The organism is Aquimarina macrocephali JAMB N27 (assembly GCF_000520995.1).
Classification (GTDB): domain Bacteria; phylum Bacteroidota; class Bacteroidia; order Flavobacteriales; family Flavobacteriaceae; genus Aquimarina; species Aquimarina macrocephali.
The window spans coordinates 137,915-155,571 of sequence record NZ_JACA01000012.1; the positions used below are offsets into that span (position 1 = coordinate 137,915).

At 33.1% G+C, this 17,657-nt stretch carries 14 protein-coding genes; 8 read left to right on the forward strand and 6 right to left on the reverse strand.

Annotated features, from left to right (window positions below):
* Nucleotides 1–11: 11 nt before the first annotated feature.
* The 4 genes from Z054_RS0108935 to Z054_RS0108950 all read left to right on the forward strand — a co-directional run bounded on the left by Z054_RS0108935 (nt 12) and on the right by Z054_RS0108950 (nt 4,010).
* Nucleotides 12–761: a LytR/AlgR family response regulator transcription factor gene (locus Z054_RS0108935; RefSeq protein WP_024769733.1), complete on the forward strand. Its 750-nt coding sequence runs from the start codon at nt 12–14 to the stop codon at nt 759–761.
* A 181-nt stretch (nt 762–942) separates the two neighbouring features.
* Nucleotides 943–1,779, forward strand: coding sequence for a hypothetical protein (locus Z054_RS0108940; RefSeq protein ID WP_024769734.1), 837 nt, complete (start codon nt 943–945; stop codon nt 1,777–1,779).
* A 404-nt stretch (nt 1,780–2,183) separates the two neighbouring features.
* Nucleotides 2,184–2,333 (forward strand): hypothetical protein, encoded by a 150-nt coding sequence (locus Z054_RS31660; protein ID WP_161635265.1) that lies wholly within the window; start codon nt 2,184–2,186, stop codon nt 2,331–2,333.
* Between the two features lie 84 nt (nt 2,334–2,417).
* A complete protein-coding gene (locus tag Z054_RS0108950; RefSeq protein ID WP_152538509.1) occupies nt 2,418–4,010 on the forward strand; it encodes an alpha/beta hydrolase in 1,593 nt (530 codons plus the stop codon).
* 330 nt (nt 4,011–4,340) lie between these two features.
* Here the strand turns inward: Z054_RS0108950 and Z054_RS0108955 are convergent, their stop codons facing one another.
* Nucleotides 4,341–4,532: a hypothetical protein gene (locus Z054_RS0108955; RefSeq protein ID WP_024769736.1), complete on the reverse strand. Its 192-nt coding sequence runs from the start codon at nt 4,530–4,532 to the stop codon at nt 4,341–4,343.
* A gap of 110 nt (nt 4,533–4,642) precedes the next feature.
* Complete coding sequence (locus tag Z054_RS0108960; RefSeq protein ID WP_024769737.1) at nt 4,643–6,292, reverse strand: AraC family transcriptional regulator; 1,650 nt, start codon at nt 6,290–6,292, stop codon at nt 4,643–4,645.
* A gap of 384 nt (nt 6,293–6,676) precedes the next feature.
* On the opposite strand from Z054_RS0108960, the gene Z054_RS0108965 reads away from it, so the two are divergent.
* From Z054_RS0108965 to Z054_RS0108980, 4 genes are all read left to right on the forward strand, one after another.
* Nucleotides 6,677–7,504 (forward strand): hypothetical protein, encoded by an 828-nt coding sequence (locus Z054_RS0108965; protein WP_024769738.1) that lies wholly within the window; start codon nt 6,677–6,679, stop codon nt 7,502–7,504.
* A gap of 28 nt (nt 7,505–7,532) precedes the next feature.
* Complete coding sequence (locus Z054_RS0108970) at nt 7,533–8,366, forward strand: hypothetical protein (protein ID WP_152538510.1); 834 nt, start codon at nt 7,533–7,535, stop codon at nt 8,364–8,366.
* A 169-nt stretch (nt 8,367–8,535) separates the two neighbouring features.
* A complete protein-coding gene (locus Z054_RS0108975; protein WP_024769740.1) occupies nt 8,536–9,672 on the forward strand; it encodes an SPFH domain-containing protein in 1,137 nt (378 codons plus the stop codon).
* Between the two features lie 104 nt (nt 9,673–9,776).
* Nucleotides 9,777–10,880, forward strand: a complete 1,104-nt coding sequence (locus Z054_RS0108980; protein ID WP_024769741.1) for a DNA helicase PriA — start codon at nt 9,777–9,779, stop codon at nt 10,878–10,880.
* Nucleotides 10,881–11,004: 124 nt separating this feature from the next.
* Here the strand turns inward: Z054_RS0108980 and Z054_RS0108985 are convergent, their stop codons facing one another.
* The 4 genes from Z054_RS0108985 to amaB form a co-directional block, all read right to left on the reverse strand.
* Nucleotides 11,005–11,460 (reverse strand): hypothetical protein, encoded by a 456-nt coding sequence (locus tag Z054_RS0108985; protein WP_024769742.1) that lies wholly within the window; start codon nt 11,458–11,460, stop codon nt 11,005–11,007.
* A gap of 63 nt (nt 11,461–11,523) precedes the next feature.
* A complete protein-coding gene (locus Z054_RS30045) occupies nt 11,524–15,213 on the reverse strand; it encodes a T9SS type A sorting domain-containing protein (RefSeq protein ID WP_024769743.1) in 3,690 nt (1,229 codons plus the stop codon).
* 86 nt (nt 15,214–15,299) lie between these two features.
* Nucleotides 15,300–15,668 carry a hypothetical protein gene (locus tag Z054_RS0108995; protein ID WP_024769744.1) on the reverse strand — a complete coding sequence of 123 codons (369 nt, stop codon included), beginning with the start codon at nt 15,666–15,668 and terminating at the stop codon, nt 15,300–15,302.
* Between the two features lie 192 nt (nt 15,669–15,860).
* On the reverse strand, nt 15,861–17,414 hold the full coding sequence (gene amaB, locus Z054_RS0109000) for an L-piperidine-6-carboxylate dehydrogenase (RefSeq protein WP_024769745.1): 1,554 nt from the start codon (nt 17,412–17,414) through the stop codon (nt 15,861–15,863).
* Nucleotides 17,415–17,657 lie beyond the last annotated feature (243 nt).

Sequence of the window (17,657 nt, forward strand, 5' to 3'; positions counted from 1 at the left end):
ATTTTCTAATTATGAGCTTAACAGCAATAATTGTAGATGATGAAAAACACAGTAGAGAAACCTTAACAAAATTGATAGAAGAGTTTTGCCTGGAAACAACTGTTTTGACCACTGCAAATTCTGTAACAGAAGCTGTCGATAAAATTAAAAACTATAACCCTGATGTTGTCTTTTTGGATATCGAACTACAATCAGGAATAGGTTTTGATATACTAACCCAAATCGACACCATAAATTTTGAAGTGATTTTTACCACTGCTTACGAGCAATATGCTATACAAGCCATAAAATTTTCATCTTTAGATTATTTACTTAAACCTTTAAGTATCGAAGAACTCAAAAATGCCATAGAAAAAGCAAAGAAAAAGAAAGATCAAGAGATTTATAAAAAACAATTAGAAACCTTAATAGATAATCTACAACAGCCAAAGTTTAATAAAATATGTCTCTCTACAGCAGATAGTGTAGAGTTTATTAATGTAGAGGATATTATATACTGCAAGGCTAATGGTGCCTATACTTCATTTATTCTTAAAGATAATATATCTCTATTAGTAAGCAAACATCTTAAAGAATATGAAAACTTATTGATCGAACAACAATTTATGAGAATACATAATAGTTTTTTGATCAATTTAAAAGAAGTGAAAAAATTTGTGAAGTCAGATGGAGGTTATATTATAATGAACAATAACGACAGTATAAATATCTCAAAAAACAAAAAAGAGAAGTTTCTTGTTTCTATGAGTCATCTGCAATAATAATACAACAAACCGTATTCTTGTCATTTACATATCCAAAATGAATCCATATCTCGATTAATGTGTTGTCTTATCAATTGATAAGCTATATCTATCAATTGAAACCATATGGTTATTAATTTCTACCCATCATTGTTTTCAGGTGTATTTAAGTTTGAACTTAATTTTAAAACTTAAAACCATGAAAAACAAAATCAAATTTAATTTAGTGAGGATCATTGTAATTTTCACTCTTTTCTTATGCTATTCTTGTAGTTCTGAAGAAGATACTATCCATAAAAATGAAGAATCGATAGAAATACCCGTTCTAACACCTAAAACTTTGGTAACTATAGAATTGCCTAGTAACACTACGATTACTTTTAAAACAGAAACCGACGGTATTGTCTTTGAAGCTTCTGGAGACTCTGATAACTTTGGCGAATTAGATGGGTTAGATGATTTAAGTCTGTTAGATCGTTTTTTAACCTTAACCGACGAAAGTATTGCCGTACCTACAGATCTTATCAAATTAGAAGAAGATCAAAAAATCAAAGAAAAAGCATTGCAAAGAGCTACAATAGAAAAACACAGTGTAAATCTATCTGTTGCCAAATCTTTTTTAAATAATGCCAGAAAAGATTGGTTAGACCATTGTGGTGATCCAAAAGTAAATAATAATTTTACAGGAAATGATCATTATAAACAAACGTACATAAATTACAATACCATAGTTACTACCAGCAGTTTAGGCAAATCGGGTTATAATGGCAAATGCAGAAAAGTTCAATATTCTGTAAGTAATTGCTCGTATACTAATTCCTTATACGTCTCTTATTATAATTATCCCAAAACAGGCCCAAAAAAACTTTATTCATTGGTTAATATTCCAAAACGAAAACATAAATACTATTCTAAAACATATTTTACAAGTTCAAAAAAGGAGGTACAAATTGCTGGTGCGCAAAATAAACGATTTGTTGGATATGTAATTTTCTCTAAATACAAAAATAGTTCAGTAGGAGGGCTAGGACTTTAATAAAATATCAAAACCTGTCTTTTATAAAAATTCACCCCAACAAAACCCCTTAGCATCTATAATGTTTGTTAGTAAATGTTGAATTAAGTAAGGAGAGAGTTCTCCCTAATCACGAATTCGTGATTAGGGAGTTCTTCATGTTTTAACAACAACCAATTTGTTCGATGATCAATTAAAAAGCTATGCTCATCTATTGAAAACATACATCTATCAATTGAAACACACCTCTTGTCAATTGCTTCTTACCACTCTTAATTAACTACTCTAAATTTACCAAAATGGTGATATACAGAATTAAAGCATAACGCTTAAATCTCTGATATAAATCAGTATAGTTATTTAAAAAATCTTAATATTTCACATCATGTTAAACAACATTTTAAACTTAGAAAACGTCAAAAAAATTGAGAAAAAACAGCAAAAAGGAATTGCAGGAGGAGTCTTTTCTAACTATTGCGGATCGTGTTGCCAGTACTGTAGAAGTAATGGACATGACACAGGAGCTCTTCATAATGGAGATTGCTATTGCTCTAATTATAGACACTAAAAAATAAGTTTTTTATGCCCCATAAGCAATTAACTCCTAGTCATAAACTCATGGTTAGGGGTTAAAAAAACTAATCAATCTTAAAATCAACATGAAACACCTAATCAAATCAAGTTTAGCAAAAGCTATAGTAGTATTCGCTATTTTCTTATTCTATTCGTGTAGCTACGAAGAGGATATGGTATTAGAAAATGAAACCTTAGTCGAAAATAAAGAGTTAGTTTTTGAAGCTCCACTTCCTCCGATTATATCTGATGGCCCTTACAACTATAAAGCTAAAAATTATTCTTTTTTTACACAAAACCAAGAAGAGCATAAAGGTAAATATTACATGCCTGTCGGTGGCTTTTCTAATTACCCTTTAGCATTAATCATGCACGGAAATGGATTTGCATACAACGAATATGATATTTTACAAAAACATCTTGCCAAACACGGTATTGCCAGTGCTAGTATACAATGGGATTCTGGCAAACATGATCTGAGTGTAAATACAGAAATGACAAAGCATATTAACTGGTTATTTAATCAATATCCACAATTAATTAATTCGATAGCACTTATAGGCCATAGTATGGGAGGCGGAGCAGTAGTAAGATTTGCCGATGATCTGGAAACCACAACAGGTAAAAATGTAAAATCTGTAGTATCGCTTGCTCCCGCACTTCAACATGATATGAATGTTAAACATAACCTTATTAGTACCATAAAAGGGCTACTGATCATATACTCTGGAAACGATGAGGATAGATATGGGGCAAAAAGTTTTGACGGAAGAGAGCAAAGCGGTTTTAAATTTTATGATGAGTGCTCTGCTGAAGGATCAACTTTTAGCAACCTATTTCCTGCAAAAGATATGATCTTTTTTAAAGATGGACGTCATACTATGTATACCGATAGGGCTCAGCAACCTCTTAATTATCAATACAGTGGTGTTAATCAAAATAAAGTAATCAATGCCTACATATTGGCACATCTGAAATTATATCTTCAAAATCACCCAGAATACAACCAATTTTTTAAATACCAGAGAAGGCCTTCTAATATGCCCCAAAATGATGTATCTGAGTTTTATCAACAACATACAGATGCCAAAAAAAGTGTACTTGCCAACTTCGAAAACAATTCGTCTACCCAAAATTATGCTGGAGGAGATATCGTTAAATCTTCTAGTGGGATTATTACAATGAAGGTAGGAAACAGTTGGAAACTTCATTCTTACTCACCTCATCATACTAAGGCAATGAGGATAACGTGGACCAAAAGAAATGTAGGAAGTTCGTTTGTGAAATTTAAATACCCGTCATCTCGTAATTTGTCGTCATATTCATTTCTAAGTATTAGAGCATCCCAAATTTATAAGAACATTTATAACACCACAGATAAAGAGCAGGATTTCTACATTAGACTCAAGGATAAACAAGGCATATACTCAAAAAAAGTGAAGATCAGTGATTTTGGTATAATACCCTATCCAATAAAACACAGCGGTAGTACCATACTCCCCTTACAAACACCCATTTCTAAACTTACAAAAAGTGCCATGACCAGTACACTAATCCCATTAAGTGCATTTGGTAACAATATTAACCTTTCAAATATAAAAGAAGTATTTCTGGTATTTGATGTTCCAGGTCATGAAACTGGTGCGATTATGATTGATAATTTAGAGTTTTATAAGTAACCCAGAAGTAGTTTGTATAGTATATTTTTTGAATTCAATATCACTATGCCGTTTTAAATGTTTTCCAATCTTCTAATTCCCTGCCTGGGTTACTGAATACCCCCTCACTCTCTAATTCGATCAAGAGTTAGAGAGTGTTATTTATAGTATTTTCATACAATTCTGCAGTGCAGATTTACATTTACAACTTTTGTTATTTAAGTTGAGTTAAGTAAGGGTTGGAGTTCTCCTTAATCACGAATTCGTGGTTAAGGGCTCTCTTATTTCATAAACATAAAAAAAACCGCCCAGAATACTTTCTAGACGGTCTCTTTTCATTTTGATATTCTGCTAATTTCGAATAACAGTTGGTCCAATACAACCATAAGAAGGACACCCCGTTGTGTTTGCGCAATCATCGGGATCATAACTTTTTATAAATGAGATAGAGATAATACCTCCTCCTCTCACGGTTTCCAAACGATCAAATTTTGCAATTTCAAATTTTTTAAGCTCCAATTTTTTTGTTTTCTGTTTTTTCATGTTCCTTACTTTATAAATGTTTGTGTAATTTTCTTCAAATCTAGAATAAGCATTTTAAAATAAATCCTATAGTGCAGCCTCATTTCAAGGATTTCATGAATTTCGAGAAATTATTCTATACTTAAAGCAGTTAGTTTTCTCATAAAATATGAAGGTTTCATCCCTGTATTTCTTTTAAAGGCTGATGAAAAAGATTCAGCACTATTAAAACCCATTTCCTCTGCTATACCCTGAATCGTATAATTTTTAAGAGAACTGTTTTCTTTTAATTGATCAACACTATATTGTACTCTTAACTCATTTACATAATTTGTAAAACTCTTATGTTTATGGTGATTAATTATCTTCGATAAATACTTGGTATTTGTATTAATTTCTTTAGCCAAAGAAGAAATACTTATATTTTTTTTCAAGAATTCATGCCTCTCCTCAAAAAGAGTTAGTTTTTCAAGAATATCACTAACTATATCGTCAGCAATACCGATATCCCCTAATGACTTTTTAGGTAATTCTTTAGTCCTCTTACCTTTATCAAGTAATTCTTTGAATTTGCGCTCATACTTCTTTCTTTTTATATATTGATAATACATAAAAGTAATAGCCATTAAAAACAATACAATCAGAAATCCTACCCAAAAACTTAGTGTGTTGGTATTTTTTTCTAATTTCTCGATTAATACTTTCTTTTCTTTAAGGAGTAGTGGAGTGTCGAATTCTTTAAACAATTTTGTAGAGACAGATGTTCTCTGACTATTTACAATACTATCAAACTGAAGTAACTTATTAATGTACACCAATTGTTTCTCTTTTTCTGCTCTGGATTTGTATAAGCCGATTAAAAACTCATATCCTTTTCTCGTTTCAGAAAGGGTAATTCTTTCTTTTTGAACAATAGAATCCATACTTAAAAACTCTTTTTCAGTTTTTACGGTATCTTTTCTTTTGAGATGAAGTTGGCCTAAATAGAAAGATCCCAGCACATAACTTTCCTTATCTTTTGAATTATACTTGTTTAGCAAAGCAATCCCTTTAACAATACTATCATATGCTTGATTATATTGTTTTTCAAAAAACAGATTGACCCCTTCATTCAAAACCAATTTACCATAAAACTTACGCTTTAGTTTTTCTGTTTTCAGAGATCTCGATATCCCTATATCATTATAAAAAGATGCCGAATCGATTTGTCTATTATAGCGAAAAGATTCTGCCATGGGAATTAACGACTGTAAATAAGAAACCATATTTAACTCATCCCTGTTCCTTTCATAAATAAAATTTTCTTTAAAAAGCAACAAAGCTTCCTGATGCTTATCAATCTTTGTTTTAATGCATGCAATATTATGATTTGTATATTGCATATATTCTTTGTTATTAACCTTTTCTGCGAGTGATAGTGCTTGTATATAATTATCTAGAGCAAGTTGATAATCACCTTTCATAAAGTAATACCCTCCCTTAAAAGAGTACGCTTTAACGGGATATTTATCATGATTCTGTTTCTTACTTATATTTATAGCCAGGTCTAATAATGCAATTTTTTTAGATTCCATTACCTCATAATATGATAAATGACTGTAAGCTTTAGCCATTTTTATAGTATCCTTTTCTGCAATTGCTTTATCCAAATATGCCAATAGATATAATTTGGATTTTATAGTATCACGACTAACATTTCGATAGGAAGCATATAAACGATTATAACTAAGTTTTCGTAACGAATCTGAAGAAGCATCTGTTTGTTCTTGTCCTAATGCCATCTGCACGCCAAGAATTATCCAAATTAAAAGCCTTATTAGACTACATGAGTCAAAAACGTAGTTTATTTTTTTTGGTATCAAGAGCACTTATTTACTTTATAAAATCTTATAGTAAATATAATCTTTTGATCAAAACATTTACTTCTTAAAAACCCCTAATCAGCGTCAGAAAAAACTTACATTTTGCCATTTATTAATTGAAGATATATCTGTGAAACTCTGAAAAAAATATCTAAAAAAATCAATATCGAAATTCGTGGAATTTCGATATTGATTTCAGGAATTTCGATATAATCAATTTGTTTTCAAATAGATACCCAGTCTATATTTGTCCCAATCACAAATTAAAACAATAGACTAATTAACATTAAAAAACTAAAACAAATGAAAAATTTATTGAAATTAAAAGTCAACATAAAAGCAGTTATGTTATTTACATTTATCACATTCTTTTCATGTAATGTAGAAGAAGAAATCGAACCAGAAAATGAAGTTGGATTAGATACAGAAGAAATCGCATTAACACCCAAAACTTTAGCAACAATACAGCTCACCAATAATGTAGAAGTAATTTTTAAAACTGAAGAGGATGGAGTTGTATTTGAAGCCACAGGAAATGTTAGCAATTTTGACGGATTAGGAGCATTAGAGAATAAAAGTATATTGAATCGCTTTTTGGTATTAACCAAAGAAAACGTTCCTGTTCCTGAAGATTTGATAGAAACAGAAGAAAATCAAGAATTAAAAAACGAAGCTTTAAAGAGAGGTACCATTAAACAACATGCAGCCAAATTAGATTCTCAACTTACATTGTTGTATACCAAGGGTCCTGCAAATTCTAATCATTGTTCTGGAACACCAGGATATTACGACACCGATGCTTTTGGTAAGTTTTCCCGTTCTTATAAAAATTATCTGGCCGGAGGTGCTGGAACAATAATTTATAGCTCTTGGAAAAATAATGGTAATAAGTGTAAAGATGTAAAATTATGGCTTTCAAATTGTAGTACAAGTAAAACTTTAAAGGCTCGAACATATTACAAAAATATATTTGGAAATTATAAGCTTCGTAATACAGTTAATATTTCTCCAAACACTGCCAAGTTTTGGTCTAAAACCTATTTGTCTCGTAGATATAGAAAAACGTCTGTAGCGGCAACTGGTCAAGCGGGACATCGATTTGGAGGATATTTACTATTTACAGATTATTAATCTATAAAAAACATAATAAAACAGAATCATGAAAAATAAAATCATATCAACGCACAGGATAACAGACACTTCTATATTCATGTTAGTCATTGCCTTGTTTTTCCTTTATTCCTGTAATAAAGAAGAAGAATCTATATCAGCACCTGAATTAGAGAATACAAATGAAGAAATAATTCTAGTACCAAAAACACTAGCCACTATTAAATTATCCAACAATGTGGATTTAGTATTTAGAAGTGAATCTGATGGTGTAGTTCTGGAAGCTAAAGGAAGCACAGATAATTATAATGGTTTGGGAGATCTAAAAACATTAAGCTCATTAGAAATCTTTCTTGCATTAACCGATAATGATGTAGAAGTACCAAGTGATCTTCTGCTTATCGAAGAAAATCAAAAAGTTAAAACCAAGGCTCAAAAAAGAAGTATCACTGAAAAACATAATAAAATACTTGTCGCAAAAGATTCTCAAATACTCCAAAAATTTGAAGGGAGTTATTGTGTTGGATCTTCCAACTATAACACATACGATCAATCTGGAAAATATTATCGTATATATAATAACTATAATGCCGGTGCAGCAGGAACCACTTTTTATAGTTCAGGAAAACAAGGGGCAAGTAAATGCAAAAGATTAGAATTGGAAATAACGAATTGTAATGCCAACAATTCTCTAAAGGTGAGAACTTACTATAAAATATTTGGAAATTATAAAATAAAGAAAACTATTAATGTCGCTCCACATACATCTTCGACGTATAGAAAAACGTTTCTATCAAAAAGATATCGACGTACTTCAATTTCTTCATCAGGAAATTTAAACAATCATCGATTTGGCGGATACTTGTTATATACCAGATACTAGCATACATAAATTATGTTAAAATTTGTGAAGTCAATAAGCTTCAAAAGGATGTATTTTCTTTGAAGCTTATTTTTTCATCCTTTACTTTCTCTTCATTTATCCAAAATTAATTTTTCATCAACCGTTCAATTTTGTAGCTTTAGAACACAAATTTAAAATCAACTCATCAATGGGAATTTTTGACGAAATAAAGAAAAAACTTAGCCACGAATTTATAGATATCATAGAATGGTTAGACTATACCGATGATACTATTGTGCATCGGTTTGAACGATATCAAAATGAAATTAAAAATGAAGCGAAGCTTATCGTAAGAGAAGGACAAACCGCAGTTTTTATTAATGAAGGACAACTGGCAGATGTATTCACTCCCGGAACATACACCTTAAATACACAAAATCTACCTATTTTAACGACGCTAAAAGGCTGGAAATATGGATTTAATAGTCCTTTTAAAGCCGAAGTATATTTTGTAAATACACATTTATTTACTGATGAAAAATGGGGAACCAAAAATCCAATTACCTTAAACGATGATCGTTTTGGGCTAGTAGAAATTCGTGCTTTTGGAACCTATGCGTTTAAGATTAATGATGCCGGTAAATTTATAATTGACATTGTAGGAACAGATGCTAATTTCACTAATTTCGAGATCAATGAACATCTTAAAAGCTTAATCTCTACACGATTTACCGATACTGTTGGCGAAGCTAATCTACCTATCGAGCTATATGCCGCTAATACTACAGAATTATCTGAGACTTGTCTTGATGTAATGCAACCCGAATTTAACTCTGTGGGTATTTCTCTGGAAAAATTCTTTATCGAGAATGTTTCTATGCCAGAGGAGTTGAAAAAAGAGATCTTTGAATATAGTAGAATTGATAAGCTTGATCTGGACAAATTAACCAAATTTAAGACTGCAAAAGCTATTGAAGCTGCAGCGGCCAATGAGGGAGGTACAGCAGGAGCTGGAATGGGAATGGGAATGGGATTTGTTCTGGCTCAACAAATGGGAGGCATGATGAATCCAATGGGAGGACAACAACAAATACAACCTCAACAAACCGCTCCGGTAGCTCCACCACCAATGCCAGTGCAAGTACAGTATTTTTATGCTCAAAACGGACAACAGGCAGGGCCTGCATCCTTTGAACAATTAAAAGCACTATTTGCCAATAGAACCATAAATAAAGATTCTTTGGTATGGAAACAAGGAATGGATAGCTGGGTTGCACTAAAAGATGTAGAAGAGCTAAAATCATTTCTAGGTGGAAGCACTCCTCCTCCATTACCTGGGAATTAAAAAATAAAAACTCGTCCTAAAATTAATTTTGGGGCGAAACTTAACCTTCTCTCCTATGGGAGAAGGGGCTATTCTATATAACATCCAGTATTATTAGTTCCTAAATGGAAGAAGAAAAAAAAGCAGTTTCAGAACGTAAAAAATCCTGTACTAATTGTGGTGCAGAATTAAAATATAAACCTGGAACAACTGAGATTACTTGCGAATATTGTGGGCATCATGAAACGATTATAAATGATCAAAATGGGTTTCAGGAATTAGAACTTAAACTCTATCTCGAAGAAATGGGTTCTCAATCGCATTCTGAAGAAATCATGATGCTGCATTGCAAAAATTGTGGCGCAAATCAACATATCGAAGAAAACTATAAATCTTTGCATTGCGTGTATTGCACTATGCCTTTGATTATAGAAGATGCATATAAAGAGGATTGGATATTACCCGGAGCAGTTCTTCCTTTTCAATTTGATCAGAAAAAATCACATCAGATATTTTCAAAATGGGTAAAAGGATTATGGTTCGCCCCTAATAATCTTAAAAAAGCAGCATTAGATCCTCAAAATACCAAAGGCCTCTACTTACCATACTGGACCTTTGATGCTCAATTGTATGCAAATTATACAGGACAACGTGGAGATTATTATTATGTTAGTGTTCCGTATACAACAACGGTAAATGGTAAATCTGTTACCAGAACCCGACAAGAACGTAGAACAAGATGGTCTCCCGCAAGCGGAAATGTAAGTGGTTTTGTCGATGATACTTTAATTAAAGCATCACACCAAAATAAAAATCCAGTACCAAGGAAGATATCAAATTGGAATCTGGATGCTCTTTCACCATTTAACACCAATTTTTTGGCAGGGTTTGTTACCGAAAAATATACGATTCCATTAAAGGATGGTCACCTATCATCTACCAAAGAAGCAGAACGTATTGCAACATCCTGGGCCAGACGTGATATAGGAGGAGATACTCAAAGAGTACACCATATAGATATGAGTTTAAGTGAAGAGACCTTTAAGCATATTCTGCTTCCGGTATATATTAGTGCATATCGCTTTAGTAGTAAAAAGTATAATTTCTTTATCAATGGCCAAACAGGAGCTATTTCTGGAAGCAGACCTTATTCCTTCTGGAAAATATTCTTCTTTGTATTGTTTATACTCATTATTATTGCAATAATTGTCTGGTTTGCTGAGAAATAATTTTACCCGTGAAAGGTAATTGGCAGTCACAAAATTTAATTCATAAAAAAAAGATACTGATCAAAAACCAGTATCTTTTTTAGTATTTTTTTTCTAAAATAATGCTACTGCAAAGCTCAAGCTTCTAATCCTTAGTTTTAAATCCAATAACCTCATACACTGTCTTACTCATATCGGGACATAGATTTTCTCTTATTTTAAAAGAAACTTCCTTATCCTTAGGCATACGTTGTTTTAGAGTATCAAAATCATTTGCTGGTGAGTTCATAAAACCAAAAGTAATCTCTTGTCCGGGAGAAATCATATTTGTAATACCCGATCCAGAATTTATAATTTGTTTTACTTTTACTGTAGTAGCCGTTTTAAAGCTCTTTTCACAGATAGATATATTCTTAGTTACACCTTGTATTACAGCAATCAAATGCACTGTATTAGGATCAATCGTATTATTCTGAAGATCACTAAACTTTGGTTTTTCCACTTTAGGTTTAGTTTTTTCGGCTTCCTTTTCCTGTGCAATACTATTTGATTTGCAAGAAAATAAACCAACTACTATTAATATATACAGTATTTTATCCATTCTATAAAAATAAAAAAAGGAGTTGAAATTTTCAACTCCTTTTAAGTTTATCATTATTGCAACTTATTTCTTAATAAGTTTTAGAGTACTTTGATTTCCATCTTCAGTAATTCTTGCAAAATACAATCCAGATCTTGCATTTGAAGCATCCCAGATCGTATTATCACTAACATTACTATTTGAATACAACTTATTACCCATAGAATCAAAGATCTCGATAGATCTAGAAGTATTTCCATTAGATTTTAATGCTGTGTCTTTAAAATTAAATGAGAACATCCCATTCGATGGATTTGGTGAAGCTGTAGTGTTTTTTGACACTTCTATTACAGCCAAAGGATCTACAGAAGGTTTAGGCTCACCTGCATCACCATCATCTACCATTCCATAAATCTGGAATACCTGATCAAGAGGATCTCTACCAAATGCAACTGAAGCTGGTGTCCAATCTGTCGCTCCAGTACCAAATAAGTTTAAATTATCTTTAAAATGTGGTTCCTGACCAATTCCTCCATTTTGTGAAGACCAGAACCATTGTTCTTGCCCAGCACCAAAAGCTAAGTTAGCATAAACCGATAACCAATAGTTGCCACTTTCTAATGTTACCGTTGCTGGAAGCACTAGATTTAAGTTTGTATCTGTTGGATTAGAGATTGGAGTAATCTCTCCACTATTATAAACCTCATCACCAGGGACCCCTGCATTATCACTATATATTACAACAGTTGCATTGGTTAATGCTGGTGAGTTATTAGCTCCTCCAAAAGCTACAATTCTCTCTAACGTCCATGTATTTCCTGCAGGAATAATGAAATCATCTGCAGATTGTGCCAGACCACCAAAATCAACAAAGAATTGAGATGCTAATGATGATGTAGCTCCTTCTATTTGCTCATAAATTGCAAGCTCGGTTACAGATACTGTGAATCCTTCTGCAACTTGCTCATCTCCAGAAGTAGCTATAAGACCAATTGTTGCCTTACCTAAGCTATCAGGTGCAAAAGAAAGAGTGATTGTATTTCCTTCTAATGTTGCTGTTACTAATTCTGGATTAGAATTAGTAAATTCTATATCTATTGCATTTCCGTTAGAGTGAACAAATAAGTCTGTTACGTCTACTTCTACATCCTCGCTATTTTCTGCTACAAGAAGATCATCTAATAGGTAAGCTACACTTAATGAAGATTCTGGTAATTCATTAAATACTGGGAATTTTGCACTATACACTCCACTACCATGTGCAGCTACAGCGATAAATCCATCTTTACGAGTTTTTACCTCATCTGTTACGGCATTACCAATAGCAAAAGGTTCTTTGATCCAACGGGTTCTTTCTCCATTTAATCTATTTGTATAGTATAATCCAGTACTTGTTGCTGCATATACTTTTTGTAATCTAGAACCAAAGAATCCTTGGCTGCTTCCTAAGAATGCAGTACTTCTTACAGATGGCCCATTTCCTGATCCATCAGCATTTTCTTCTAAATTACCACTAATATTTGTCCAGGTATCTCCTCCATCTGTCGTTAAGAATACACTTATTACTCTATAATTAGAGAATGTAGCAATAACTCTATCAGAATTAGATGGATCTACATTGATATCGTTTACAAAACCTTCTGGTAATCCTTTTCCTGTAAAAATATCTACTACTTCTTGATCATCAAGATTAGCATTATCCATTCTATAGATACCTCCTGTATTAGTACCATAATATAGTCTATTTGCAACTGGATACTTAGAAACATCTAAAGAAGATATTGAAGTTCCTGCTGGAGTGTCTGTATTTGGAAGATCTACCCAGTTTACTGTTGCGAATGCATTTGAGAAAAGAGGGATTTCATCCAGATTATTATTTCTCCAAATTCTATTACCCGCAGGTAAATACATAATGTTATCATTATTTGAATCCAGAATAAATGGCGTAATAAAAGCAAGATTATTAGCTCCTGCAGGTCTTACTCTGGTGAATGATTGAAATTCTCCAGCTTCATCAAAATTAAATCTATATACATTTCCTCTTTGTGAAGACACATATCTTGTTCTTCCGTTATCTGCAATTGCACTATAAGCTCCGTCACCTCCAAAATCTTCTATCCATGGTTCTATAGAACTCGCAGAAGATGTAAACCAAGTACCGTTATCCTGAAAACCAGCTAGTAAATCATCACTATTTGGTTCTGGATCAAAAGATACATGATATGGCTGTGTAGTTACATATCCATTATTTAAAGAAATCCAATCTACAGGTTCTGCTGCAGATGTAGAAGTAGTAACATCTTCGGTTACAAATACACCTCCATCATTACCAGATAACACTTTATTAGGGTTAGATGGATAAAAAAGTAATGCATGCTGATCAGGATGTTGATCAGGATATACACTTATATTGTTTAAAGGAGAATATCCTGCAATCCAGCTTTCTTGCCCTGCAGAAGTAGTAAATCCAGTTGTAGATCTGTATATATTAGTTCCTCCTACAAACATTAGATTAGGATCTGCCGGACTAACCTTAACGATCATATTATATCCACCCTGAAGATTTAAGTTTCCTACTGATCCTCCAATTCCGATAGGTAGATTAGCACTTAGATCTGTCCAGGTTTCTTCTGGTGTAGCTGCAGTAGCATCGTACTTAAATAAAAATGCTGGTCCACCATCACCTAGATTTTGAGTAAAGAAATATACAATGTTTTCATTAGAAGGATCTATCCCCATAACAGTTCTTCCGTAACTTGCTGGTAAAAGCTCTGGTGATATTTCTGTCCATGTATCAACATCTCCGTTTGTAGATGTGAAATAACCATTATTAGGATTTCCTCCAGAATCGATAGTTGCATAAATCTGACCTGTACTTGTAACTGCAACTTCTGCAGTATTGTCAAAATCACCTGCTAATACTTCTTCAAATGACTTTCCTCCATCTTTAGATTTGTGTACACCATTAAAAGTACCTACAAAAATATCTCCGTTAGCTGGGTTAACCACAATAGAGTTAATCAAATCAAAAGGAGAAAATGTTCTTACGTCATTATCATTGGTAGCTTCAAGAAGTCTCCAGGTTCTTCCACCATTGGTAGATTTATAAACTCCGGTTCCTTGAAAAAAGGCTCCTCCTGCTCCAGCAGAATTACCAAAACGTTCTCCTGATCCATAATACCAAGTATTATGTTTACCAGGTCTAGGATCTTGTACAATACAAGTAATACTTGGTGATTGTCTACGAGATGTTACCTTTCTCCAGGACTCCCCACCATTGGTAGAGCGCCATAATCCTCCCGAAACTCCTCCGGCAAGAATTACATTCTCGTTTGTACGATCAATAGCGAGTGCTCTTGTTCTTCCTCCTACATTGTAAGGGCCTCTGTTTTTCCAATATGAAAAACGACCTGCTTTTGAAGATTTCGCAGCATTGCTAATTGATTGTTTTGAATCATTTCCTTCAGAAATCTTACTAGAGAAATTTACTTCTTTGTCTCTAATTCCAAAAGGGATTTCATTAGTGTTCGGGTCTTTGAGTCTTTCAAATTCCCACTTCATTCTTTCTAACGCTTTATCACCAACTTTTTTTACATCCGATTTAGATCCATATTTACTATCGTAAATTTTAGATTGTTTGTAAAGTGAATGACCTCCAGGTTTCTCTTGTTGATCTGCCTGTGTTTTAAGCTGTTGTGCGTTTACTGAAGTAATGGTTCCCACAAGAGAAACCGCCCAAACGGAACGTTTGAGGTAGAATAATAATGTTTTCATTTTTAAGCTGATTTGTGAGTGATTCTTCAAAACTAGCTTAAATTTTTGAATTTTTTTCTTAAATCCTAGGGAATTTTACGATTTTTTTACTTTTTCTCTAATAAAATCTCTAAACTCTCGGTAATTACATGGCATATATCTTCTGCTACAATAATAGGATCACTGGTAATTGTTGTATACCCCGTTTTACTCACCATAACTACGTAATTACCAGTTCGTTCATGGGCTCCAACAAAAATATTAGTTCCCGATATATTCTCTAGGGTTTCTTTATATTCACTATCTATAGCTACTACTGTAATACCATCTACCAAAAACGTGGCATCCATAGTATCTTTAATTGTTACTTCTAAACCTGGTCTAGCCTCTAGGGTACATAAAACAGGATCTTCTGTCCTATCGTCATCATTACAAGCTACACAGAGTATTAATAAAAGTAAAAAAACTTTTTTCATTTATTTTAACTTTATAAGTTATTACTTGTACATAAGATGCTTTTAAAAAGCTATGGTTGCGTTTTTTTAACATGCTCTATACAGTATTTATTACATACATAAACCACAAAAGTTACATATTAGTACAACATTTAATAAAAAATGCATCCCATGTGGGATGCATTTTTTATTATTTATCACAAAATTATCTGGCTATAAATCGAATTTAATTCCTTGAGCCAATGGCAATTCTGTAGTATAATTTATTGTATTGGTTTGACGTCGCATGTAAATTTTCCAAGCATCTGATCCTGATTCACGACCACCACCGGTTTCTTTTTCACCACCAAAAGCACCACCAATCTCGGCACCAGAGGTTCCTATATTTACATTGGCAATCCCACAATCTGATCCTGCATGTGATAGAAAACGTTCTGCTTCGCGTAAATTATTTGTCATAATAGCAGAGGATAACCCTTGTGCTACTCCATTTTGAGTTTCGATAGCATTTTCTACATCACCACTATACTTTAATAGATATAATACTGGTGCAAATGTTTCGTGTTGTACAATTTCAAACGAATTATCAGCTTCTGCGATAGCAGGTTTTACATAACATCCGCTTTCATAACCTTCTCCAGAAAGCACAGCTCCATCTACCACAATATTTCCTCCTTCTTCTACTACTTTCTGTAACGCATTTTGGTAACCTTTCACTGCATCAGTATCTATTAATGGTCCCACATGATTATTTTCATCAAGAGGGTTACCGATTCTCAACTGTCCATAAGCGGCTACTACTGCATTTTTTACTTTATCATAAATAGATTCGTGTATAATCAATCGGCGTGTCGAGGTACAACGTTGACCTGCAGTTCCTACTGCACCAAACACAGCTCCAATCACAGTCATTTTAATATCTGCATCAGGTGTAACAATAATTGCATTGTTTCCTCCCAGTTCTAAAAGTGATTTTCCCAAACGCTGTCCCACAGTTGCTCCTACAATTTTACCCATTCTGGTAGAACCTGTAGCAGAAATTAAAGGAACTCTTTTATCTGTTGTCATCATCTCTCCTACTTTATAATCTCCATTAATCAAGCAAGAAATCCCTTCTGGTAGGCTATTATCTTTTAAAACTTTGGCAATAATATTTTGACATGCTATTCCGCAAAGTGGTGTTTTTTCACTAGGTTTCCATACACATACGTCTCCAGAAATCCATGCTAATGCAGTGTTCCAAGCCCATACTGCTACAGGAAAATTAAATGCAGAGATAATTCCTACAATCCCAAGCGGATGATACTGCTCGTACATTCTATGACCAGGACGCTCAGAATGCATTGTTAAACCATGTAACTGTCTAGATAGCCCTACTGCAAAATCACAGATATCGATCATCTCCTGCACTTCTCCTAAACCTTCTTGATAGGATTTTCCCATCTCATAAGAAACTAATTTTCCTAAAGGCTCTTTTAATTCACGTAATGCTTCTCCGAACTGTCTTACAATTTCTCCACGTTGTGGAGCCGGCATTATTTTCCAGGTTTTGAATGCCTTAGTTGCAGTTTGTATTACTTTTTCATAATCTTCTGCTGTAGTGATTTCTACTTTACCTATCAATTCTCCATCTACAGGTGAATAAGACGAAATCATTTCTTTTGAAGAGAGCCAGTTTGCTCCAGTAGAAGTCCCTTTATTGTGTTCAGAAACCCCCAGTTGCTGTAGTGCTTCCTCAATTCCGAAATCTAATATTGCTGTTGCCATGTATAAGTTACTTTTTGAAAACGTAAAGATACTGTGTTTTTATAATGAAAATATTATTTACTCTTCCGACACTACTATTTTTAGTTATTTTTTTATTTATGAGACTAAATTTAATCAAATTTTCCCTTTTAGTTTTCAAAAAAGAAATAATTGATTTTCTCGTTTCCTCATCCTGCGGTATTACCACACTTCTTTATAGGTGATAACCTATGATTTTACCGTTAAATACCTCTTACATTTTAT